This is a genomic window from Mucilaginibacter ginkgonis (genome assembly GCF_009754905.2).
Taxonomy (GTDB): domain Bacteria; phylum Bacteroidota; class Bacteroidia; order Sphingobacteriales; family Sphingobacteriaceae; genus Mucilaginibacter; species Mucilaginibacter ginkgonis.
The window spans coordinates 347,219-369,368 of sequence record NZ_CP066775.1 but is presented as its reverse complement, the minus strand read 5'-3'; the positions used below and the strand labels follow the sequence as shown (position 1 = coordinate 369,368).

The following is a 22,150-nucleotide window of genomic DNA, read 5'->3' as shown; positions in this document are numbered from 1 at the left end:
TAGTGAAACAAACGTTATTTATACAGCTCAACAAGAGCCTTGTAAATCAATCCAGATGTTTTCCCTAGATTAAAATCTCGGGTAACTTTTTCTTGAGCAATTTTTCCTGCATTAGAAATTTTATCAGGATGGTAATAAAGATCGGCAATAATTGTGGCTATTTCTTGGGTATTCAAATACGATGCCATAAATCCGGCCCCATCATTCAGCAATTCTTCTGCACCTCCGCTATCTCTAAACGCAATTAAACCTTTACCCATATGTGCTGCGGATAACAGTACTAAAGGAAAAGGATCCTCACGTGATAGCAGCAAAAATATATCATAAAGATTAATATAATCGTCTGGATAAGAGGTGTGCTCGATAAATAATATTTGTTCACTCACCCCGCATTTTTGTGCATCTTGTTTTACAACCTGGATAAAGTTGTCTGTGGCAGTACCCCCTACCCAAAGAATTTTAAACTTAACGCCCGGATAATTCTTTTTCAAACTCACTGCCACCGGAACTATCAGATCTACACCTTTCCGTAATTCTATCTGGCTCATTCCGCCAATTATAAGTTCATCTTTAGCTATATCTAATTCTCCGCGAAGCGTATCGGCATCTTTAGTTTTCGCCATGTTGAAATCGACAAAGGCATGAAAGACTTTTATTTTATCATCTGGAATGGAAAATTCTTTATTAAGGTTATGTTTTACTGCTTGCGAACCGGCAATTATAAGGTCTGCTTGCGGCAGCGATTTAGTAACGTCTTCCTTGCCAAAATAAAAAGCAATGGCATTTGATAATTCATGAATAGCACAAACGGTCTTTACAGAAACCCTTCGTTTAAATTCCAGCAGGTAGGGAAGACTTACAATTGTGTTGCCATAAACAAGCGTGTAGCCATTTTTTGAAAGTTTCGCGGTAACTTCAGAAATTCTGTATTTATCTACTAGTTCAGGGTGTTTCCTTACCCGTAATTTGTTCGTCAAAGTATATCTGTATTCCTTCGGGACTATAAACGTTTTTGCAAGAGCTTCAAAATCTTTACGCAGGGGTCCGTCCCTAAGTATCAGCACATCAAATTTAATCTCATTATCATACACTTTTAGCCAGCGCAAAAAATACAGTAATAGTACTGGAGCCCCGCTACGCGCGGCATCATGAACAATAAAAAGTATCCGCCTCTTTAAACTTGCCATAAATTCGTCCTAATTAATAACATTGTTTAATAGGTGCAGAATTTTGTTATTAAAATGCTCTGCAGCATTTACGGCATCATAATTTTCTGTAAGATAAGAAGATGCGTTTTCGCCCATTTGCCGCCACCGATGCCTTTGCTGCCAGCCATTTTCGAGCGCATGATCAAGCGAAGCAACAGAGGCGGTTTCAGCAACAAATCCATTAAAATCGTTCTTTATCAATCTCGCAGCATCTCCAACATCAGTTACTACTGCCGCGCGTTTACAGTACATGGCTTCTATCAAGGCCAATGACATGCCTTCCATACGCGAAGGCATAAAAAGTATATGGTTATCCGCCCATATCTCGATGCTTTTTTTATAACCTTTTAACTTTACGTTGCTAATACCAAGCAGGGCAATATTCTCCGCTAAAACATTGGTGTGGGGGCCGTCGCCATAAACGTTAAATTCAACAGGTCTGGATTTCCATTTTTCCATCGCCGCAAGCTGCAATAAAAGATCGTAACCTTTGTGAAAACATTCAATACGGCCTATCAATCCAATTTTAAAAACCTCGCTTGTTAACGGATAAACCGGAATTTCCTCTCTCTTAATAATTAAAGGGCTATTAATAATTTCAGCATTGGTGGGCTGTAATGCCAACATCAAATTATTAAGTCTTAGATTTTTTTCTGAAACGAAATAATTGGCTGCAGCGAACAAATAATCATCCTGTAGCTTAGAAAGGTTCTCGGCCGTAATGGATAAGAAATGAAACTCTGTTACTAGTTGCGTCATAGTTACATACGGTATCTTTAAGTCTCGGCAGCATTTCATTATATCATCCTTATCAATGTTATTACCCTGCGATAAAATAACTAACACGGGTTTTTCCTTTTTCAACATTTCAGCGATAACATCCTCAACTTTAAAGCAATCTGGTAAGAGCTTATTCAAAGCACGCTTTATCAATGATGTTTTAAACCGGTCCTTAAACAAATAATGAGTGCCATTAAGCTGCGTAATATTATTATGTTTGTACTTTGAAGCGTACACAACCTGATAACCTTTCTCAATAAACCCCTTTGCAGATCTTGACCAGAGTTCTTCACTTCCACCCCAACTTTCGTTTGTGGTTACGTACACAATTTTATTATCACTTTTCATTTAGTGCAGTAATTAAAAGATCAGCTTGCGATCTTACTATAACACTTGGAGGAATAGATTTATAGACGAGCGTATTCGCACCAATTATTACATTGTCACCAATTTCAACGTTATTTAATATGGTAACATTACTGCCTATCCAGCAATTTTTACCGATCTTGATAAACCCCTTTTTAAACTTTTCCCGCTCTATAGTTAAATTATTATTTTGATAATGATACTCATGATTATGGTCGTAAAGTTTGACACCCTCTCCCAATAACGTATTTTCACCAATTTTAATTTCCCCTAAACAACTAACAGAACAATAGTTGTTAAAAAATACTTTGTTACCGATTATTAGACTACCATGTTGATGTATGGCAATACTGCAGAATTTGCGAAAAATAACATCCGAGCCTATGTTTAATGAGTAAGTCTCGGCGGGTAATTCAATATTAAAATAGTCGTCTATCAGCAATCCCGGCGCGAGTATTACATTTCCGTTTTTTAACTTTTCAAATACTTTTTGTTGTGTATAACGCTTTAAAACTCTTAATATCCAAGCCTTGATCTCTTTTTTATATTTGCTCATATACCCGGATTTAAAAAATAGCCTAATCCTTTGTTGGTTTTGAACGGCAAAAATTTGTAGAGTAATGCTGCGATACAATATCTGCTAAAACCTGTTATTTGATATAATAACCTAAAATAAAAAGGGATCTCGTTATATCGTCGTAAGGCAGCCAATTCGGGGATAATATCTCTTATCAGATCGAGAAAGTGGACCTGCATCCCCTTTCTCGTGTAGTGGTCAAATTGCTTGTAATCTAAATTTTTATATAGGGCAGTGCATTCTGCCATTTTCATTTTAAGAACGCCCCTACTGGTACCTTTCGGATTTATACGGTACAGAAATAATTTTTCATCTATACCCAAGAACCTGGCGTTAGTGTAAGCTATGCGGAGCCAATAGTCCAGGTCTTCGCACCCGTGAATTTCTTCCGTTTCGTCCTGTAAACCGACCTTGTAAACGAGGCTTTTTTTCATTACCACGGCCATTATGGGAATGGGATTGTACTTATACATTCTTTTATACATTTCTAAACCCGAAAACTTCCCGAAAAAGGTAGGGTACTTTGTTAAAAACTTACCCTTAGCGTCGATAATATCGCCCCCAGAATAACAAATATCTGCGTCAGAAGAATTCAAAAGGTTAAGTTGCCTTGTTAGCTTTTCAGGGAACCAATAATCATCTGCGTCTAAAAAAGCGATAAAATTTCCTTTGGCCTTATCAAGAGCATGGTTTCGGGCTGCGGCTTGTTTCCTGTTATGCTGATAAATATAAACGATCCTCTTATCTTCTTGGGCGAATTTGGCAATTATCTTTGATGAATTATCTGTCGACCCATCATCTACAACAATAAGTTCCCAATTTTTAAAGGTTTGATTAATAACAGATTTTATCGAAAATGGCAAATACTCTTCTGCATTAAACACCGGCATAATAACAGACACCACCGGCTCCTCTAAAATATTCAATAATCCCATGGCGACTTTTTCCAATTTTTAAAAGGTATCACTTTATCGATCTTGTGATCAAAATAAAATTCTTTGATCCTAATGCGTAAGTAGGTTCGGATAAACCGCAGGTTCCATTTAAAATCGACGTATCTTTTTACATTACGTTTGGGAGATAACGACAAGTAGTGTTGATAAAGATAACGTAGCTTGTTGCGCGCAAGCGCGTTCCAAGGCTTGTTAGCAGATGTAAAATGCACTATTAGCACGTCTTTAACAAGTATCTTAGAAGGTATTTGCAATTCTACAAAAAACTGAGTAAAGTTGTATTTATTGCTTAGTTTTAACCAATTGTTTGCCAATACAGCGTTTAGTGCATCTTGGTCGCAGAACTTAATCTTTTCAGGATAATCTTCGATAAAACTTAGCGCCTTTTCAGAAATACATTGCTTTTCCCAATTATCAAGGTCAATAAGCATTACCCCGGCATTAAAATAACCGTCCTCATTCATAACACCTAGCCGCTCACATTTCTTTACAAAAGAGTCCGATATGGCAGCGACCGCATGCTCGCCGATATCTTTTTCATAAAATTGCCTCAAATTTCCTAAAACCACTAAATCCACATCCAAATACAGTAATCTCCTTGTTCTTGACCGTACCAGTGAAGGAAAGAAAAGTCTGTAATAGGTAGCTATGTTGAAATGTGTGCCAACTGGAAAAATCAACTTTTTACTCAATGCCTCGTTATTCAGCTTGTAAAACAATATCTCCGCGCTGTGTAACGTTATATAGTCATGAAGAGCTGTTCGGTCGGCGTCATCAATCCCATTAACTATGGCATGAAAAACCAATTTTTCTCCACGGTTATTTTCGAAAACAGAGGCCAGCATAGGGTATATAAAAACCATGTAGTTCTTGTCAAACCCTAAGGCGATATGCAGCTCTTTTACATTTGCCCTTACGCCGTTTAAACCAAGATGTGCTTCAACTTCAACACTCATTATTTTAATATCTTCCTCTTTAAAAACTTTAGTAAGAACCAATAGGGCAAATTAAATTTTGAGCAAAATTTTGCGAAACGCACCAGATCAAATAAATGACAAACGTCAATAGTGGCGTTTAGAAACCGTTGTAATTCTGCATTATCGCCAACATGGTACACTGAACATAACTCATAGCGAACTGAAACCTCTTCAAAAAAGCGAAGCAGGATTTTATGTCGTTCTGTTACCCCGCGCGTGGTATTTTTATGGCTCCTGAAACTATTTAAAATTTGTGGCGAAAAACTTATATCTCCTTTTAACAATATTCTAATCCAAAAAAGCCAGTCGCCTGTGCTTTTGTATTTTTCTAACCCTGCAAAGTCGAACACACATTTCTTAAATACCACAGCGCTTGCATTAGGTATTACATTTCTGTAACGCAAAGCCATCTTAATAAAAGCGCTACCGCTCATTTTGAACGATGATTTCCAATCAATTGTGGTAATAGCCTTAGGCCACTCAAGCGACTGTTCTAAAACATCACCTCGCTCGTCAACTAATTGTGATTCACAGTAATGCAGGGTTGTATTTGCACTTTTTAAATGCATCACCGCCTCTTCCAAAAAATTCTCTTTGCAATAATCATCGCTTTCAGCAATCCAAATATATTGGCCATTGCTTAACGAAACCCCGTTTTCCCATTGCTTAAATGTTGAACCACTATTGGCATCGTTGTAAATGATGTTTCGGATTTTGGGATTTCGCCTATATTCTTCAATAATTTCCCTACTGCCATCAACAGATGCATCATCCAGAACGATCACTTCAATATCCAGATAAGTTTGCGATACTACAGAATTGATACGCTGCCTTAAAAAGTCAGCATGATTATAATTTGGGATTATGACCGATACCACTATTCCGATTTTAATTCACTCCTGAACAACCTTAATGGTGCTGACAGCATTCGTCCGATCTTATAACTTCCTGACGTTTTGAACCTTTGCTCAGTTTGCTTTGTAGCGTGATCTGCGGCATTTTTTACAGCAGTACTTACTAGTATTCTATTAATCGCTGATCCGTCAAATAGGCTCACCGGGAATACATTTGCTAGTTCTTTATCGGATGCAAGGCACAAATTATAGACAGCATTGAATCCAGGTTCACGTAGTATGGTGTTGTAATCTCCATCCAACTGATCAAAACCGGATGCCGGATGCTCGGGGATTATAAGCGAGCCGGTCACAATTTTTTGTGATAAAAAACTGGAAAAACTAAAATTGGCATTGATCAACGCCTTAAACTGTTCGAAGTACAATTCCTTTACATGGTAAGGATTGTTATACCCGGGCATATCGCTATAATATTTCTTATCCGGGGACGACATGAGCAGCACTCCGCTTGGCTTAAGAACGCGTTTAATTTCTGCAATCATTTCCTGATGTTGATCATGGTGCTCAATGGTTTCAAAACTTACAACTACATCGATGGAGGCGTCGGCTAACGGAATTAGTGCTGCCGAGCCTTGCTTAAATTTAAGATTGCTTTTTAAATATTTTTTGGCCGCCGCCGTAACAGCTTCGCCGGATATGTCAACACCCGTTACGCTTTGGGCAACCCCTGATAACAAGTTGCTGCCATATCCTTCACCAGAGGCAATATCCAGAACATCTTTGTTTACGCAAATCATTAAAGCAAGGCCGTATCTATGCAGGTGTTCTATAGTTGTCTCATTTGAGATGAAGGTTTCAAGCCGTTCCCCTGTCCATACTTCTTCCATATCATCATTATTTAGTTTTCTTTTTAATAAGTCAACTTATTAATCACATTCCACTCCAACATAGGCCGGACTACTCCCGGTATGTCGCCGCCGTAATGTTTCCGTATATTCTGGTCATGCAGGTCGTCGATAACATTAAAAACAAATTTATTTATGTCATTAAAGTGAATAGTAAACGGGTTGACAGACATCGCGGCAACACCGCAGTAGTGTAATCCTTCAGCCATAAAATTGGCAGGGAGCCACACCACGCTTTCATAAATACCAGGCTCATAATCGCTCACGCCGTTCACTAAGTCGTGCGAGCTTAGTATATGTACATCAAATTTGTTATACAAATTAAGTCCGAGTATAGCAGCTCGCATCTTTCTGTATATTTGAAAAACGATGTGGATACCGATCTTTTCACCGAGGCTAAAATTTGTTTTATTTAAACCCGTGACGTCTATTGCTTCAGCTTTCCGTAGTTTTATAAAATCGTCTCCTGGAGCACTGAGGTCATGATCATACGTTATAAATGAATTGGCTTTAGTTTCTGAGCTTAAATAACTGCTGATAACTTTATTAGTTGAGGCTTTCTCTATCATACTGCCTTTTTTCAAAAAAATACAACTAGAGCACAACCTTGAAATTGCGTCCATATTGTGACTTACAAATAAAATGGTTCTGCCTTCCCCATTTACCACTTCGCCCATTTTTCCAAGGCACTTTTTTTGAAACTCTGCGTCTCCGACGGCTAAAACTTCGTCTACAATTAAGATCTCTGACTCCAAGTGCGCGGCAACCGCAAAAGCCAACCGAACATACATACCGCTGCTGTAGCGTTTTACTGGGGTATCTATATACCTCTCAACGCCGGAAAAGTCGACAATTGCATCAAATCTAAGTTCAATTTCTCTTTTTCGCATCCCCAAGATAGCACCGTTCAAAAAAATGTTTTCGCGGCCTGTAAGATCAGGGTGAAAGCCTGTACCTACTTCCAATAAACTTGCAATACGTCCATGGGCCTTTACTGTGCCACTGGTTGGGGTAGTTACGCGGCTTAATATTTTTAATAAGGTACTTTTTCCGGCCCCATTACGGCCAATGATCCCGACTGCTTCACCCTTTTCAATTTCTAAATTGATATCTCTCAGGCTCCAAACGACATCATTGCTGCCCTTGCTTTCACCGATTTTTAAATAGGGGTCTTCTTTGCCGCGTGCTCTGCTCCACCAGCGATGGAGGTCGCTTGAGAGCGTGCCTGTATTAATCTCTCCAAGTCGGTATGCTTTAGAAACATTTTCAATCTTAATTACAGTTGACATATTTTAATTCTTTATTAAAATTATACAGTATCAATGTAATTGCGTTCAACTTTATTAAAAACTATCACCCCGGCAATAGTGATTAAACAAATTATCAAAGCACTTATACCCAATGATGCCCATGAAAATGTGCCAATCCCTGTAAAGCCATACCTGAAAGTCTCTATAATTGGAGTTAGGGGGTTATAGGCTACGAAATTTTTGTATTTAAGTGGTACAGCTGAGAGAGGATATACTACAGTGGTGGTATACATCAACAGCTGTGTTCCAAAGGTTACCAAGTAAATAAGGTCGCGATATTTTGTAGTTAACGCTGAAACCAAAAGGCCCAGACCTAAGCCGACCAGTGCCAATAAAAGTATAAGTATTGGAAACAGGAGAGCGATAGCATTCAAATGGAATTGATAGCCTTTTAATACATACCAACCCGTCAGTAGAAATAATACCCCTAACTGTATACCGAATTTGATAAGGTTACTGCAGACAATGCTAAGCGGCATAATTAGCCTTGGAAAGTATACCTTTCCGAAAATGTGCGAGTTGTCCCGAAAAACCGTAGACGTTTTGTTCAAACAATCGGCAAAGTAATTCCACCAGGCGATACCAGCTATGTAAAATAGTGGTTTTGGCAGCCCGTCTGTAGACAATCCCGCAAGATTTCCGAAAATAAAGGTGTAAACTATAGTTGTAAAAACGGGCTGAATAAAAAACCAGATGGGGCCTAAAACGGTCTGCTTATAAAACGATATAAAATCGCGTTTTATAAATAGCCAAAACAAGTCACGGTAATTCCAAACATCAGCAAGATTTAAGTCTAAAATATTGCCATGCGGGACTATCCGGATATTCCAGTAATCACCTTCTGTTTCTAAAATACTCTTTTGATCAGTAATGTTCATAATAGATAGTCAGGAAGCCAGAATATCTTTAAGTATCTTTCTTCCTAATAAAAATGATATGGTAAGGAATAGAAAAAGCATTGCAACCTCTATAAACGCTTTATACCAGGACAGTTCGAGCCGTTCTAAGGGGTACACTGGCCAATCTACAAGCTGTATAAGAGGCGTTTCTCTTTTAAGAGATATCTTGGTAAGCTCGATGTTTTTCACTAGATCGGCCATAATTCCCCTTGAGGTTTCCGCGTCAACCTGTTTTAACTGAGATGGTACCCTTAGCACCTGCCGCGACAGGTTAATATTTACGTTTGCATCGGTGTTTGAAGCAATTCTTGCTATAGTTGAATTGAAACCCCGTCTAATAGAATCTGCCTGATGCTGTAAAGTAGTAAGAGTTTGCAGAGATTTTGTTGTTTTAGAAGCGATGTAAAAATCGTTTACATTTTTCACGATTTGGTCACAGAACGTTTTGGCAAAAACTTCGTCTTTAGATTTCATTTCTACCGCTATAATTCCGGTTTTACGGTCTGGACGGCCCACAGAAAAATATTTTCTATCAATCTCGCCAACTATCTGTGTAAGAACGCTATCCTTTTCCCTTGTCCGTGATGTGTCTTTAAAACTGATATGTTGCAGGGTTTTGTTTTCTTTCCATTTATTGCGCAGGTCATTTATTTCGATATACCTGTCTATAAATAATTCTTTTGTACCTGAAAAAATACCCGTTGTGAGTAACGTTTTGAGCAACATGGGCCTTGACCTGTACAGCTCCAGTATATTGTCACCCTGAAAAAGGCCGCCTGAGTTACCGCCCAAATCAATACCTATCATAGATGCAATCCCGGCATATTGGCCATAATTTCCGCCGCTTTCATCCAATATAAAGCGGCACCTTGCAACGTATATCGTTTGCTTGGAAAAAGAATAACATATGCCCAATACCCCGCCCAATAGCGTAAACAAAATTATTGTCAGCCATTTAGATAAAAGATGCCTGTGAAGCTCCGCTATCCTAAGCAAACCTTTTTTTAGAGAAAGTTCCTGAGATGGATAGGGATCAATATATACGGGTTTATTAAAATTTTCTTCGGCCAATGTTATGTTTTATTTAAAAAAATGGGGTATTTTAATAGATAGCGGAATAGCGATCTCAAGATGTGCCTCTTTTGACGGCAGCTTTAATACAATTCTGCCAATAAGTTTCGTTACTTTGTCGTTTTAGTATTGATAACCCTATGCCAGCCCTTATACCTTGAGCCTCGTCGATCCCTTTACCTTCATCTGTAGTTTCATGTCCTAGACGACTTTTTACTGAATCCAAAACTACAATAGGCGCTCCTATTACTGTAATGTCTTTTTTTCATGATAAATATGTTAATTATAACTTTTTAATATCTTATTCTGCAATATTCTATTCTAATACAATGCATTATCCTTTATCGTAAACATCAGATAATACAATCAACAATTTATTTGCATCAAATGGCTATGATATAAAACCTTTATCCACACTAATACACTTATGGCAAAATTAAATTGCTATTTTATTTGCATATTATGTGCATAATTTCAAAAAACAAGGTTAACCACAGAGCACACCTATAACCAGCAAACTAGTGCGACTATTGCGCGTACAAAGCGGAAATAAAAGCGCGCGGCGAAATAACAAAACACAAAATTGAAAAAAAAAATCCAATAATTAAAACCAAGTTGAGGGGTGATAGTAAACAAGCCGGCAACAACTATTTATTTTATAAGTAAAGCGGCCACTAATAACTTGACAAACACATCTATAGTGGACGACCATTAGTTCGTACCAAGTGCTTTGGTATCCATTTTTGTAAAACGGTGCGAATTGACGATCATGAACAAGAGCCTGCAACACTTTTAATGCGTTTTTTTATAACGTAGGCAATATAATTCAGATCAAGGAAGACACTTAATTATAATTGGAACAAATACATCATTATATTCTACATAAAAAACAAGTTCTGCGATTTTTAAAAAGGGTATTATTATCAGACTGACTTTGAATTAACACTTATTTCACAATATGATGTTCTTTAGCTCAAAAATGACCATATGGAATCGACCGAAAAAACAACCTTGTTAAACGGGTTAATTGAAATTAACAATGACCGCGTAGCCGGCTTTGAAAAAGCTTTGGGTGACATTAAAGATGAGAATATTGATCTCAAAGCCGTATTTGAAGAATTTGCATCGCAAAGTCGGAAGTACAGCCAAGAGCTTGCAGCACTTGTAGGAGCTAATGCTGGTGAAGTTGAAACAGGAAACAGCATCTCCGGAACATTGCACCGCGCGTGGATAGACGTGAAATCTTTATTCGGCGACAATGGTCGGGAAGGAATATTAAACGAAGCAGAGCGCGGTGAAGATGCTATAAAAAAAGCTTATAAAGACGCGTTGACAGATGGCAGTTTAAGTGGAGAAGCTTATAATGTTGTTGCAACCCAATCTCAAGGCATTAACCGCGGCCATGACACTATCAAAGCGTTAAGAGACGCGTCGAAATAGTATAGTAAGATTACCTTATTTATTAAAGCGGCTTTGGCCGCTTTTTTTATGCACTATTGCGGCCTAAGCAATATTCGATTGAATTTTGCGACTTAATTGATTTTTAAATTAATAATATTTCTACAAATGAAATAATTGGCGCATAATTTGCTTATCGCTTCTATGAAAAAGTAAATTATGCAAGTGTTATGTAAAGTTGGCGATGACATTATTCCTTTTGATGTTGTGCGCGAAGACTCAAATCCCAATGAATGGAAAGTGTTTGATCATTTGCAAATGATTGCCAAGCTAGCGTGCTGGGGTGAAATAAATGGTTTACAGGTTTGGGGAAGTAAAATTCCGACGCAGTTAACCGAAGAGCAAATTTATTGGATAGGTGTACAAATCAGCGCTTCCGCTGCGTAAAGTTTTAATTGTGATAGCTCATAATCATTATTACCCACTGCAACCGGAAAGAACATTCAATATTAACGCCTCTTTTGGGGGAACGACATTGATACTAATATTCCTTATTGCAATGATATGCTTCGTTTTCTTAGCTATGCATCCTATTGAGCCTACCGATAAACCTCCAATAATTAATAATGCAATAGAGTTAAACTCTTCTATTGTTATCAATAACGCAAATGAAGATTTAACCGTGTTATCTGCAGATTTAAAAAAAGACGGGTGGCTCTATTTGGAAGTCCCTGACGACAAGTATTCCAACCAGGCTCAAAAATATATCAATGTCGCAAGACGCGTCAAAGCATCTGATATAGTTGCTGTTAAAGTTATTTCTACTGATAAAGAAACGTTAGGAATCGCATTTTATTAGGACTATTACAGCTGCTACACTGGTTTTTTTTCCTGATCTAGCATTTAACGTTATGCTCATCAATTCGGATACTAAGGTATACATGGGGGAACTACTTAAAAACACAATTAGCAAGTAAGGGTTATTGTGAAACGCCTAGTTGGATAATCTATGGACGATAGCGTCAAGTTCTTTTGTTGCTTGTGCTAACTTTGGCAAAATAGTAGCCGTATCCTGCGGTTCGTTAGTGCTTAGCAACATTTCGGTTAGGCCCATAATATTTGCTAATGGTTTGCGCACTTCATGCGATTGAATATAGTGAATTTCATCCAATTTGAGATTTGCGTCTTTCAAGTTATCTTGAGACTCCACAAAATCTGTGATATTATATCCTAAACAAAAAATGCCCAGCGGTGAGCCATCTTTGTCAAACATAGCCTGCATATCCCATTGGGTAACAATATAGCCGCCCCGGCCGTCATGCTTTCGAAGGGTTACGCTTATCAACTTATCTGGATCATTAAAACATGCTGCCCCGCCTTTCTCACAAATGGCGATGTCATCTGGATGAAGCGTAACAGAAAAATGTTGACCAGCTAGCGTATTGGATGTAGTGCTGAAATTAACATCGTAGCTTTTACTTACATAGCCGTAGGTACTATCCATGCCTATAGCAATTGTATAAAAAGTATTTGATGATTTTAAAAATTCTGCAATGTGCAGGAAGTTGTCAGGTAGGGTCATAACTACTTTTTTTAAAGATACTTAAACAAAGAAATTTATCGTCGTTTGACAGTTGGTCTGTCCAATATTTATTACAACCAATGTGTTTGGTTCTCGATAATGGAAAATATTGATGTATCACTTTAACGTGAGTTTATGCTGAACTATTTTGCTTGTCTTTCTGTATAATAAACCACTTGTTCTTTCTTATTGCTAATGCAGGTTTTAAGTTATAATGCGTGTTTGATTGATTAGTTTATATTAACGACATGGGAAATAAAATCATCACCTTAAAATTTACTGTGAATATTCAAAAGGTTGAGGGATACGATACGGCAAAATTGGGAGATACCCTTCGCGTTTCAATTCATAGTTCGGTAGAAAAAAAGCTTAGTTATTTATTCACGGACGTGCAGGCCCACGGTGGGACGGTCAAATATGATTTCAAGACTGCACAGGTCACTGTTGGGAATTGCCCGAAAGAATTGGAAATTAAAATAAGATCGTTACTTGAAAACTTAAGCGTTATTTAAAGAAAACTTTTTTGATTACAATACGCGTTTCAGTTTAGCCGGCGCAACCTTTAAAAAGATCCTCATCTCTAAAGTTTACTAAGATGAATAACAGCCCCTCCACCGCTGGCTAACCTCAATTTTATCGGCACATCTTTCTTTAACACTATTGTCTATTTTTTAAGATGATTAGCATTAATATCTGCATCTGATGCATCTGAATATATTTCCGCCTGATAATTGTCTATCCCTAAAATATTTAAATTAAGGTTAAATTACGTCCTTCACTGTTTGTTATTGCTCCAATATACCAATCAAACCCTTTACGTCGCGCGATAGTAATATACTTTCCCGGCACGGCGACGATGACTCGGGTTTCATCCCAGGTGGCAGGAACTCTTTTCAGGGATTCAAATCCAGGCTGACCAAGATATGCCTCTGGCGCATCACATATCATGCCTAGAGCGCTCTCTAGTACAATGTACATGGCTAACATAGGGCAGCGAGTGCCCATAACCATCGGCCGCGTATAAAGCACAGGTTGCAGACGTTCCTTATCTTTTCAGATGTCACAGGGCATACCTGGTCAATCTTTTCCAAATAAAAAAGGTATCAGGTAACATTCAAAAGCAGATTCTATTGCTTCACAACTTCGGCGAGCATGTCCCTGTCTCCAGGACACGGATATCTCAGTTTAAAGAGCAGTGTAAAGAGCTTAGCAACCGCAACGTCAATTTAATTGCAGCCCGTCACAAATCCTTGCGATTGGTCACAACGGATTAAAACATCTATTCGAATCCCTTAGGTTTACATCGTCGTTCTGATACCATCTGAACAGGCGAAAAAATCACAGCATTATGAATACATCGGCTTACCCATCAACCAAGATTGTCGGTAATGAAGGTAAACTTTTTTACATCGACAACATCCGGATCATCCTGACGATACTGGTCATTCTACATCACACCTGCGTAATGTATGGCGCTCCGGGCGGCTGGTATTATAAAGAACCGACCATGCTCAAAGCCGCTCTCATACCAATGACAGTTTTGGTCAGTACGGACCAATCGTTTTTCATGGGTTTTTTCTTTTTCATTTCCGCCGCGTTTACCTACTCATCCCTTAAGCGCAAAGGCTGGCGTAGGTTTTTGACCGACCGGTTAATACGTTTAGGATTACCATTGATCTTTTACTCGTTTGTTTTTTCACCTTTTTTAATTTTTCTTATATATCGCTATGGCGAAAATAATCATGCGTCGTTCTTTCAATTTTTGGGGGGATTTCATGACTGGATAGATTTTGGCGTTCTTTGGTTTGTAGCTGCATTATTGCTTTTTACGGTTGTATGTGTCGCCCTTCATCGAACATTTGACAAAATGCGGATAGGCCTGTTTGCAGTGCCCAAACTTAAGGTAATACTTTGCAGCGCATTACTTATTGGACTTATCAGTTTCATAATCAGGATACCGTTTCCGGTCGGCTGGGTATTACACCCCTTGGGTTTTCAACCAGGGCATTTTACGCAATACATTTTTCTATTTATCATGGGCATTATTGCTGCTAAAAATGATTGGCTGAAACAATTTTCTGAAAATAACTTTCAACAATTTTGGAGGACAATTAAGATTCTGTTATGCTTTTTTCCGGTATTCTTTTTAATACAGACCGGCTTTCACCTTCCTATGGTTTGGTATTCAGGCGGCTTTAACGTCTTGTCATTGCTTTATTCCGCCTGGGAACAATGTATTGGATTTTGTATAATTTCCGCAATGCTGATCTTTGGTAAACAACATTGGAATTTTAGCACTCCGACAGTTTCATTTTTGTCTCAACATGCATTTGCTGTTTATATCTTTCACCCATTGGCCCTTATTTCTATAGCACTTCTTTTAAGGCCATGGTCAGCCGATCCCGGATTTAAACTTTTGATCGCCGCGCCTATAGGTGTTGCCGGAAGTATTTTATTGGCGATTCTGGTCCGTCTGATACCGAGCGTTAAAAGAATAATTTAATAGTAAAGCTACTTCTCTTAAATCTTAATAGTTTGACGTTGATTAACACAGAATTTACTCCGTTAATGTGACATTTCTTTTATCTGACCCTCTTATTATAACTATCATTATTCCATTGGTGCCACATCACCGACAATGTTTGTGTGATAATGACCTCAATTGCTGTTAACGTAAAATGCCAGCGACTATGGCTGGCAGTTTCGGCTTAATATCAAATTAACTATTACACCTTTCAAGGTTTCTTTTTGGTCATTCCCTTTTGCTGGTGCTATACCGCATGTCAGGTGTGCCATCTTTTTTTAAATGTTTATTTTCATTGTAACGTTTGTCAGGTTTGCCGGATTTGGTCATGTGCTGTTGGGCAAAAACTGAACTAAAGCTAAACAGCACTAACGCAATAATGGTGATTAGTTTTCTCATAATATTTAATTTCAATAACAACCGAATTTTCACTGATTTGTTTTACGCTAAGCAGGCAGGGTCTAAAGTTTGCCAGAAACGAACTGTTTCGATTTTTCGATCATTAAAGCATTTTCAGCAATTCTCTTTTTTGCGTAGCCCAGTTGTTGCCTTACAAATTCAACCTGCTTTATGATTCTGTCTACTGGCTGCTTTTTGTAATCATTGTAATCCATAACTTTCTTGTTACAAATAACGTGCTAAAATTTAGAAAGATTTATAAAATTAATGACATGCCCAGCCGAGCCTAAGTTGTGCTGGCATTTTAATGATAATAGATGTGCCGACACAACACGGGATGCCAGTTCGTCTTAAACTAAGTTGTCGGACAAGCTCAATTAAAATGATTTCCATTATTTACTCGCTTAAACATCAAACGCTAATGGTTGCGCTAATCACTTAATCTCGAAAATTAAAGCCCCTTACACTCGCTGCTCGGGGCTTTACCTAAACCTTATCACAATGTCATCCCCTATCAGAAAGATGACTGTTCTACAACTGTTTAAAGCCGATATAGTTTTCAAATCTAATTTTGTGCTTGAAAAGATCCGTTTAACATTTATAGTATTCACAGTGGAGCGTAAATACACGTGATACAATTATCGTATATTTCAGCGCTTAACATCATACGTTAGGGTATAGAATATTTCTACATAAAGTAGTAGCGTCATTAGCCAGGTTGCGAGGACCGAGCTTTTGTCATTGTTACTCAACATCAACCTGAAGATTAATATGCATGTACTAATTATCGAAACGGAAGAGATAGCTGCGATCCTCGAGTTTCTTCTAAAGGAAGACGGGCACACGACTACCATACTAAACGAAATAACCGACATCCGTCAGATCGCTGCAGTAAACCCTGATGTTGTATTCGCTCATGAAAGAAATGTGACAGGTTTTACCGGTACAGATATCATTAAACAGCTCAAGTCCTATAAATTAACCAAACATATTAAAACTGTTCTCCTTTCTACCAGACCGGACATTAGGGAACTGTTTATAGAAGCCCAAGCGGATGCCTACCTGCCGAAACCATTCGATATCGACCAGATACCGGGGCTGATGCAACGGTTAACATGATGCTACCGTTTTAAAGTCGGACCGGCACTTTCGGATACCTGAAAATATTTAACATAAAGCAACAGGACCGATGTTAAAACTAACAGTGCACTGTTAATAGCAAGTCCGCTTGCAAGATCGGGTGAAAGACTAAAAATGAATAAGCATACAAATATTGACAGGACGATTTTTGAAAAACGCGAGAACGTTACTATCGAACGTTTCTCTGGGAAAGAGGGCGACAAGTTGTTGGGCATAGTTAAATCAATTAGTAAGGGAAATACAATTTACTTAACTGATTCAACGATCGCAAATACTTTTCGGATGCAAGAATTAGTTAAAAATTTGTGGATTATGTCCCGGTCTTTTTATTTGCGAAGCAACCATTGAAAAAGAGGGTTGTCATATAGTGACAAAGATGTAAATGTCCGTAAATTTTGAATTTCAAAATCCACTAAGTTGCAAATGGCAGTAAATTTTGAATTCTAAAATCCACTACCTTGTAATCCAGATCAGATTTTCTTCACTGGAATGCTGTTCCCTGAACCAGCTATTCTTTCGCTTCGCTGATTATTTACCTAAAAATTGAAATTGTTATAAAATGGCCAAACCGCACAAATCTTAAGAACTTCGGGAGAAACATCGTATTATAATTATGTAGATTAGAAAACCCTTAACAACATTGATTTGCGCTCAAAAATATTGACAGTGTGGGAACAGATCATTGGCCCTGCCACCGAATTTGATCTTCAAACAAGAACATTCCACGCATATTCTTTTATTGCATCTGACGCTGTCCTTTTAAACGTCCCGATTAAATTCTTTTAGGACTATGGGCGACTGCAAGCTTTGCAGCCCTGCTATTTATTTTCATGACGCTGGCCTATTATCAATCAAGGTATAAAGGCCGTACTTATCTTGGTCGTAACATCACCTTTGGAGGGGCGTATTTGCTTTTAGCAATCAATTATTATTACTCCGGCGGGTTAGGCGGCCCTTCACTGCTCTATTTTATGTTCACATATTTCGCCGTAGTCAGTATCACCCCGAGAAGTGAATTGCCAATTCATACAATAGCAGGAGTTTTAATTGTGACTTTTCTAATCGTTACAGAATTGATCACTCCTGAAATAATTATATTTCAAACAGGCTCATTATTGGAAAGAGCAATAGACATGTGGTCCGCATATCTACTTTCAATGGTTATGTTTGGAACATCCGCAAGATTTCTAATAACTAGTTATAATAAGGAGCGCAATCTGGGAAAGCAACAACTCGCTGTTTTAAAAGTACTCGACGAAGAGCGAAGTCAACTTCTATCAGTTATCGGACATGATTTAAGAGCGCCGCTTAACAATATACACGGATACCTGGATCTGGCGGAAGATATGGCCATTGAGGAGCGACAAGTTTTTCACGAGCATCTGGCTTCTTCCACTAAAACAACGATGGAATTATTGGATAACCTGCTGCACTGGACCCACAACAGGATGAGTGGTGTCGCGGATGAGCTTCGTGAACATTATTTACTTGGCTTGACCCAGGTTGAGTATAATTTACTTTCTAAAATAGCTCAAAAGAAAGACATTGCAATTACGCTGAATATCCCGGCTAAAATGTCCGTAATTGGAAATGATAATATGATCCGATTGATCGTACGAAACTTACTATACAACGCCATTAAATTTACAAATCCAGGCGGAAACATTTCAATTAAGGCCAAAACAATTGGTAACACGTGCGCTTTAGAAATATCTGATACAGGAACTGGCTCTTATGTCAAATTACCTGCTGATCTAAAGAATTTGAAAGGGTTTTCAAATCATGGAACACATCAGGAAAAAGGCTCTGGCTTAGGATTAAAACTTTGCTGGGAGTTCGCAGAGGCTCAAAACGGAACGATTACCTATGAGAGTAAGGTATCTGGCGGCAGTAAATTCACTTTACATTTGCCTTGCCGACCGGTTCATTTGGATTAGCCTTGAATCGGCATTAACAAAAGCGTTCATGACGAAGCAATTCTCATTCCTACTTTATGACCAATATAATAAGCTACTACCATGAGCACTAAACCAATAATTAAGTAGAAATATCTAAGCTTGATCGAAAAGTCAATACGAGATTGGAGATTTCGGATATCAGTTTGCAGAGACAGTTTGTCGTTTTGAAGTTTCATATTTTGCTGCTGAAGTTTGACAGCTGTGCTGTTAATCTCTACAGGCTTCTTTATTTCCGATTGGCGCTGCCTGACAAATCCGCCAGACCGAAGAAATTTTTCTCCCTTTGGTTTTAATATTAGTCTCTCAGGAAGATCGTAAGCGCCATGTACCCCGTTCAGTGCAATAAATCCTTCTCTTAAAAGTATTTGCATTAACGCAAAAGCTGTTGCTTCATCATGTCCAAAAAGAACTAATAGTTGGTTTCTGGTTAAACTGTCAGAGATACCAAATGCCTCCAGAAATATGTCTAACATTTCGCATTCAAATTCGTTTAATTCAACCATACTGACGCTAACGTATTAAAGGTTTATCTTATTATATCAAGATATTTATTCACTATCCCGTTACCTTACCTCGTACTTAAACTGTCCAACAGAAAGTAATTAATAAGCACTTGCGGAACGCTTGAATACATGCGCAACTGCTTAAATCAAGAATGCAAACTTATGAAAGGTATTTAAGAGCCGAGCGCGTTTCAACGAATGTGACTAACTATGCGGATGTCGTGACGCTTAAACATTTTGATTCGCATCCTCGCCGCCCGGATTTGTAAGGTGAATAATTTCGTGTCTCTTTAATTCGCCACGATTTGTTTGTGGCGTTTTCGACCCATTTTATAGGTAATGAGGCTATTCGTCTGCAACAACCTCTTCTGATTTTTCCGCCGGGTCAATGTAATCATTACAACGAAAACGTTGCGTTAGTTGTTCCCGTACGTATTTGCCTGTCTCACTAAATAACAGATACGCTAAAGCGCCAGCAGCCAGCGAACCGACAACGACGGCTGTGATGGATAATTTATTCTCGTTTCTTTCAAATAGATTTTTCATGTGTCGCGTATTTATGATGATACAATTCGGTATCCGCATTTGTTAGGTAATCGACTTGTAAATGTTATCAAGCAACCAATGAAATTACAACTTACAACCAATTGTAGTTTTAGTAAGAAATTGCATCATTAATTAATGATGAAACAATACATCCGGGTCCAAATAACAATTACTGACACCTTTTCATCCTAAACTGAATCAATTCTGTTTGCCTTTTGGCTAATAAAAAGCGAAAGATGGCTAAACATGTCCTATTCATTTATTTCAACTTTGATATTAAAACAACAAACTATGAAAGCAATTAGAATTAATGAATTTGGCGGACCGGAGGTCATGAAGTTAATGGAAGTTGAAAAACCCGTTCCGTTAGCTGACGAAATTCTGGTCAAAATGTATGCCTCAAGCGTAAACCCCGCCGATTATATAATTCGTCAGGGTGGAAACGAAGTATTACGTTCTTTCTTAAAATTACCGTTAGGCATTGGACTGGACGCTGCAGGTGTGGTAGAAGAAGTTGGATGCGAAGTGATCGATCTAAAGAAAGGGGACAAGGTTTACGGTGTGCCTAACTTCCCGGGTGATGGCGGATATGCCGAATACATTACAGCAAAAGCAAATCAATTTTCTGTAATGCCGGACAACGTTACATTTAATGAGGCTGGTGCATTACCATCATGCGCACTCATAGCATGGAACGGGATGGTCGACTTAGGCAAAGTACAGGTTGGCCAGCGGGTGCTTATTCACGGTGCGGCTGGCGGCGTGGGAAATCTCGCTGTTCAATTTGCCAAAGCAAAAGGGGCATACGTAATAGGCACAGCTTCGGCACATAATTTCGATTTCCTGAAAGAACTTGGAGCTGATGAGGTGATAAATTACAATACACAGCAATTCGAAGAATTATTAACGGACATCGATCTGGTATTTAACGCTTCGCCTGTGCGTGATAGCTCCATACGTTTAAATTCGGCCCAAGTTCTTAAAGACGGTGGATTATTCATCTGTACACATCTTGACCAGCCGTTCGAAAAGGACTTTATCAAGGCCATGATACAAAGGCATGCAACTCCGGTAATGGTCGGTGGCGGCAGCGTGACTACCTATACCTCATCATTGACGGGCACTACTCAACTCGTCAACGAAGGAAAAGTTAAAGCTGTTGTGAGTAGAGTTTATCCGTTAAGTCGTGTTGCGGATGCGCACCGCGAATGCGAAACCAAACACGTGCGTGGTAAAATTGTATTGGAGATAAGAAAAGAGAACTATGCATGAAGCATTTCAAGTCCATAAGCGAATTCTGCAAGTTTCGAAACCTGCCGTTACCGCAACACCCTTTGATAGGCGTAATAGATGTTTCTGACGTTAAACACTTACATCCCGATGAACCTGAGAGCCTGGTATTCGATTTTTATAGCATTGCGTTAAAGCGTTCCAGCAATCTCCACGTTCAATACGGACAGCATCCCTTTGATTTCAACGAAGGTGTAATGTCATTTATAGCGCCAAACCAAGTTACCGCAATCAGTGTTAAGGATAAGCATAAACCAATATCACAATCGGGATGGGTAATTTATATTCATTCCGATTTTTTGTGGAACACCCCTTTAGCCAGGAACATTAAACGTTACGATTTCTGGGATTACTCATTACACGAAGCGTTGTTCCTTTCCGAAAGAGAAAAAGCCACGATTCTAGCTATCGTTCAAAATGTTGAGGAAGAAACTAGCGTCAATTTAGATAAGTTCACTAAAAACATCGTCATTTCACACCTCGAAGCCCTCCTTAATTATGCCGATAGGTTTTATAATCGTCAGTTCATTACACGGGAGAAAGCCAATCATCAGATCCTGGAGCGCATGGAAGAATTACTGACAGCTTATTTTGACAGTAAAGACCTTGTTTCTAAGGGCTTACCAACGGTATCTCACTTGGCGGGATCGTTAAATATTTCACCAAAATACCTGAGTAGTATGCTTAAAGTACTTACCGGTCAAAGCGCGCAACAACACATTCATGAAAAACTCATATACAAAGCGAAGGAGAAACTTTCAACTACCCAATTATCGGTCAGCGAAATTGCTTATGAATTAGGCTTTGAGCATTTACAATCTTTCAGCAAACTTTTCAAAATTAAGACACAGCAATCCCCATTAGAGTTTAGGGCAACGTTCAATTGAGCAAGTGTTCTTTTTGACTTTCG

26 protein-coding genes are annotated in these 22,150 nt (G+C 38.5%); 10 read left to right on the top strand and 16 right to left on the bottom strand.

What is annotated here, in order from left to right; genetic code table 11:
• Positions 1-14: 14 nt before the first annotated feature.
• From GO620_RS01745 to GO620_RS01700, 10 genes are read right to left on the bottom strand one after another with little or no spacing between them, the layout of a single operon-like run.
• Positions 15-1,187 (bottom strand): glycosyltransferase family 4 protein, encoded by a 1,173-nt coding sequence (locus GO620_RS01745; RefSeq protein WP_157522805.1) that lies wholly within the window; start codon positions 1,185-1,187, stop codon positions 15-17.
• A gap of 9 nt (positions 1,188-1,196) precedes the next feature.
• The gene (locus tag GO620_RS01740) at positions 1,197-2,336 is read right to left on the bottom strand and encodes a glycosyltransferase family 4 protein (RefSeq protein WP_157522808.1); all 1,140 of its coding nucleotides are present in this window, start codon (positions 2,334-2,336) and stop codon (positions 1,197-1,199) included.
• A complete protein-coding gene (locus tag GO620_RS01735; protein WP_157522811.1) occupies positions 2,326-2,910 on the bottom strand; it encodes an acyltransferase in 585 nt (194 codons plus the stop codon). Before GO620_RS01735 ends, GO620_RS01740 begins: the two co-directional genes overlap by 11 nt.
• Entirely contained in the window at positions 2,907-3,866 is a 960-nt protein-coding gene (locus GO620_RS01730) for a glycosyltransferase family 2 protein (RefSeq protein WP_198173472.1), read from the bottom strand. Before GO620_RS01730 ends, GO620_RS01735 begins: the two co-directional genes overlap by 4 nt.
• A complete protein-coding gene (locus GO620_RS01725) occupies positions 3,854-4,840 on the bottom strand; it encodes a glycosyltransferase family 8 protein (protein WP_157522817.1) in 987 nt (328 codons plus the stop codon). The genes GO620_RS01730 and GO620_RS01725 overlap by 13 nt, the downstream gene beginning before the upstream one ends.
• Entirely contained in the window at positions 4,840-5,739 is a 900-nt protein-coding gene (locus tag GO620_RS01720; RefSeq protein ID WP_157522820.1) for a glycosyltransferase, read from the bottom strand. The genes GO620_RS01725 and GO620_RS01720 overlap by 1 nt, the downstream gene beginning before the upstream one ends.
• Entirely contained in the window at positions 5,739-6,602 is an 864-nt protein-coding gene (locus tag GO620_RS01715; protein ID WP_157522823.1) for a class I SAM-dependent methyltransferase, read from the bottom strand. Before GO620_RS01715 ends, GO620_RS01720 begins: the two co-directional genes overlap by 1 nt.
• A gap of 23 nt (positions 6,603-6,625) precedes the next feature.
• Complete coding sequence (locus GO620_RS01710) at positions 6,626-7,909, bottom strand: ABC transporter ATP-binding protein (RefSeq protein ID WP_157522828.1); 1,284 nt, start codon at positions 7,907-7,909, stop codon at positions 6,626-6,628.
• 20 nt (positions 7,910-7,929) lie between these two features.
• On the bottom strand, positions 7,930-8,808 hold the full coding sequence (locus tag GO620_RS01705) for an ABC transporter permease (protein ID WP_157522831.1): 879 nt from the start codon (positions 8,806-8,808) through the stop codon (positions 7,930-7,932).
• A 9-nt stretch (positions 8,809-8,817) separates the two neighbouring features.
• Positions 8,818-9,900, bottom strand: a complete 1,083-nt coding sequence (locus GO620_RS01700) for a GumC domain-containing protein (RefSeq protein WP_157522834.1) — start codon at positions 9,898-9,900, stop codon at positions 8,818-8,820.
• Positions 9,901-10,887: 987 nt separating this feature from the next.
• Here GO620_RS01700 and GO620_RS01695 point away from each other — a divergent pair.
• From GO620_RS01695 to GO620_RS01685, 3 genes are all read left to right on the top strand, one after another.
• A complete protein-coding gene (locus GO620_RS01695) occupies positions 10,888-11,340 on the top strand; it encodes a ferritin-like domain-containing protein (protein ID WP_157522836.1) in 453 nt (150 codons plus the stop codon).
• Between the two features lie 177 nt (positions 11,341-11,517).
• The gene (locus GO620_RS01690) at positions 11,518-11,745 is read left to right on the top strand and encodes a hypothetical protein (RefSeq protein ID WP_157522838.1); all 228 of its coding nucleotides are present in this window, start codon (positions 11,518-11,520) and stop codon (positions 11,743-11,745) included.
• Complete coding sequence (locus tag GO620_RS01685) at positions 11,717-12,157, top strand: hypothetical protein (protein ID WP_157522841.1); 441 nt, start codon at positions 11,717-11,719, stop codon at positions 12,155-12,157. The genes GO620_RS01690 and GO620_RS01685 overlap by 29 nt, the downstream gene beginning before the upstream one ends.
• Positions 12,158-12,292: 135 nt before the next feature.
• Here the strand turns inward: GO620_RS01685 and GO620_RS01680 are convergent, their stop codons facing one another.
• Positions 12,293-12,880, bottom strand: coding sequence for a histidine kinase dimerization/phospho-acceptor domain-containing protein (locus GO620_RS01680; protein WP_157522844.1), 588 nt, complete (start codon positions 12,878-12,880; stop codon positions 12,293-12,295).
• A 248-nt stretch (positions 12,881-13,128) separates the two neighbouring features.
• Here GO620_RS01680 and GO620_RS01675 point away from each other — a divergent pair, with 248 nt between their 5' ends.
• Positions 13,129-13,392, top strand: coding sequence for a hypothetical protein (locus GO620_RS01675; protein WP_157522847.1), 264 nt, complete (start codon positions 13,129-13,131; stop codon positions 13,390-13,392).
• A 238-nt stretch (positions 13,393-13,630) separates the two neighbouring features.
• On the opposite strand, the gene GO620_RS01670 is transcribed toward GO620_RS01675, so the two are convergent.
• Entirely contained in the window at positions 13,631-13,858 is a 228-nt protein-coding gene (locus GO620_RS01670) for a glycoside hydrolase family 97 C-terminal domain-containing protein (RefSeq protein WP_244139447.1), read from the bottom strand.
• Positions 13,859-13,953: 95 nt separating this feature from the next.
• Between GO620_RS01670 and GO620_RS17415 the strand changes: the two genes are divergently transcribed.
• Together GO620_RS17415 and GO620_RS01660 are read left to right on the top strand one after the other, a co-directional pair.
• On the top strand, positions 13,954-14,154 hold the full coding sequence (locus tag GO620_RS17415) for a hypothetical protein (protein WP_157523484.1): 201 nt from the start codon (positions 13,954-13,956) through the stop codon (positions 14,152-14,154).
• 191 nt (positions 14,155-14,345) lie between these two features.
• Positions 14,346-15,383, top strand: coding sequence for an acyltransferase family protein (locus GO620_RS01660; protein ID WP_244139446.1), 1,038 nt, complete (start codon positions 14,346-14,348; stop codon positions 15,381-15,383).
• A gap of 249 nt (positions 15,384-15,632) precedes the next feature.
• Here GO620_RS01660 and GO620_RS01655 read toward each other — a convergent pair whose 3' ends face one another.
• Positions 15,633-15,803 carry a hypothetical protein gene (locus tag GO620_RS01655; protein ID WP_198173473.1) on the bottom strand — a complete coding sequence of 57 codons (171 nt, stop codon included), beginning with the start codon at positions 15,801-15,803 and terminating at the stop codon, positions 15,633-15,635.
• 62 nt (positions 15,804-15,865) lie between these two features.
• Entirely contained in the window at positions 15,866-16,018 is a 153-nt protein-coding gene (locus tag GO620_RS01650) for a hypothetical protein (RefSeq protein WP_157522856.1), read from the bottom strand.
• Between the two features lie 556 nt (positions 16,019-16,574).
• On the opposite strand from GO620_RS01650, the gene GO620_RS01645 reads away from it, so the two are divergent.
• Positions 16,575-16,922: a DNA-binding transcriptional response regulator gene (locus tag GO620_RS01645; protein WP_157522859.1), complete on the top strand. Its 348-nt coding sequence runs from the start codon at positions 16,575-16,577 to the stop codon at positions 16,920-16,922.
• Positions 16,923-17,773: 851 nt separating this feature from the next.
• The gene (locus GO620_RS01640; RefSeq protein ID WP_157522862.1) at positions 17,774-18,880 is read left to right on the top strand and encodes a sensor histidine kinase; all 1,107 of its coding nucleotides are present in this window, start codon (positions 17,774-17,776) and stop codon (positions 18,878-18,880) included.
• Positions 18,881-18,906: 26 nt separating this feature from the next.
• On the opposite strand, the gene GO620_RS01635 is transcribed toward GO620_RS01640, so the two are convergent.
• Together GO620_RS01635 and GO620_RS01630 are read right to left on the bottom strand one after the other, a co-directional pair.
• The gene (locus GO620_RS01635) at positions 18,907-19,404 is read right to left on the bottom strand and encodes a hypothetical protein (protein ID WP_157522865.1); all 498 of its coding nucleotides are present in this window, start codon (positions 19,402-19,404) and stop codon (positions 18,907-18,909) included.
• 345 nt (positions 19,405-19,749) lie between these two features.
• Positions 19,750-19,950 (bottom strand): hypothetical protein, encoded by a 201-nt coding sequence (locus tag GO620_RS01630; RefSeq protein WP_157522868.1) that lies wholly within the window; start codon positions 19,948-19,950, stop codon positions 19,750-19,752.
• A 291-nt stretch (positions 19,951-20,241) separates the two neighbouring features.
• Between GO620_RS01630 and GO620_RS01625 the strand changes: the two genes are divergently transcribed.
• Both GO620_RS01625 and GO620_RS01620 read left to right on the top strand, forming a co-directional pair.
• A complete protein-coding gene (locus GO620_RS01625) occupies positions 20,242-21,222 on the top strand; it encodes an NADP-dependent oxidoreductase (RefSeq protein ID WP_157522871.1) in 981 nt (326 codons plus the stop codon).
• 62 nt (positions 21,223-21,284) lie between these two features.
• On the top strand, positions 21,285-22,127 hold the full coding sequence (locus GO620_RS01620) for a helix-turn-helix domain-containing protein (protein WP_317198311.1): 843 nt from the start codon (positions 21,285-21,287) through the stop codon (positions 22,125-22,127).
• The last annotated feature ends 23 nt before the right edge of the window (positions 22,128-22,150 follow it).

Coding starts and splice junctions, on each gene's coding strand:
- GO620_RS01745 (WP_157522805.1), bottom strand. CDS start 1,187: ATGGCAAGTTTAAAGAGGCGGATACTTTTTATTGTTCATGATGCCGCG.
- GO620_RS01740 (WP_157522808.1), bottom strand. CDS start 2,336: ATGAAAAGTGATAATAAAATTGTGTACGTAACCACAAACGAAAGTTGG.
- GO620_RS01735 (WP_157522811.1), bottom strand. CDS start 2,910: ATGAGCAAATATAAAAAAGAGATCAAGGCTTGGATATTAAGAGTTTTA.
- GO620_RS01730 (WP_198173472.1), bottom strand. CDS start 3,866: ATGGGATTATTGAATATTTTAGAGGAGCCGGTGGTGTCTGTTATTATG.
- GO620_RS01725 (WP_157522817.1), bottom strand. CDS start 4,840: ATGAGTGTTGAAGTTGAAGCACATCTTGGTTTAAACGGCGTAAGGGCA.
- GO620_RS01715 (WP_157522823.1), bottom strand. CDS start 6,602: ATGGAAGAAGTATGGACAGGGGAACGGCTTGAAACCTTCATCTCAAAT.
- GO620_RS01710 (WP_157522828.1), bottom strand. CDS start 7,909: ATGTCAACTGTAATTAAGATTGAAAATGTTTCTAAAGCATACCGACTT.
- GO620_RS01705 (WP_157522831.1), bottom strand. CDS start 8,808: ATGAACATTACTGATCAAAAGAGTATTTTAGAAACAGAAGGTGATTAC.
- GO620_RS01695 (WP_157522836.1), top strand. CDS start 10,888: ATGGAATCGACCGAAAAAACAACCTTGTTAAACGGGTTAATTGAAATT.
- GO620_RS01690 (WP_157522838.1), top strand. CDS start 11,518: ATGCAAGTGTTATGTAAAGTTGGCGATGACATTATTCCTTTTGATGTT.
- GO620_RS01680 (WP_157522844.1), bottom strand. CDS start 12,880: ATGACCCTACCTGACAACTTCCTGCACATTGCAGAATTTTTAAAATCA.
- GO620_RS01675 (WP_157522847.1), top strand. CDS start 13,129: ATGGGAAATAAAATCATCACCTTAAAATTTACTGTGAATATTCAAAAG.
- GO620_RS01670 (WP_244139447.1), bottom strand. CDS start 13,858: ATGTACATTGTACTAGAGAGCGCTCTAGGCATGATATGTGATGCGCCA.
- GO620_RS01660 (WP_244139446.1), top strand. CDS start 14,346: ATGTATGGCGCTCCGGGCGGCTGGTATTATAAAGAACCGACCATGCTC.
- GO620_RS01655 (WP_198173473.1), bottom strand. CDS start 15,803: ATGAGAAAACTAATCACCATTATTGCGTTAGTGCTGTTTAGCTTTAGT.
- GO620_RS01650 (WP_157522856.1), bottom strand. CDS start 16,018: ATGGATTACAATGATTACAAAAAGCAGCCAGTAGACAGAATCATAAAG.
- GO620_RS01645 (WP_157522859.1), top strand. CDS start 16,575: ATGCATGTACTAATTATCGAAACGGAAGAGATAGCTGCGATCCTCGAG.
- GO620_RS01640 (WP_157522862.1), top strand. CDS start 17,774: ATGACGCTGGCCTATTATCAATCAAGGTATAAAGGCCGTACTTATCTT.
- GO620_RS01635 (WP_157522865.1), bottom strand. CDS start 19,404: ATGGTTGAATTAAACGAATTTGAATGCGAAATGTTAGACATATTTCTG.
- GO620_RS01630 (WP_157522868.1), bottom strand. CDS start 19,950: ATGAAAAATCTATTTGAAAGAAACGAGAATAAATTATCCATCACAGCC.
- GO620_RS01625 (WP_157522871.1), top strand. CDS start 20,242: ATGAAAGCAATTAGAATTAATGAATTTGGCGGACCGGAGGTCATGAAG.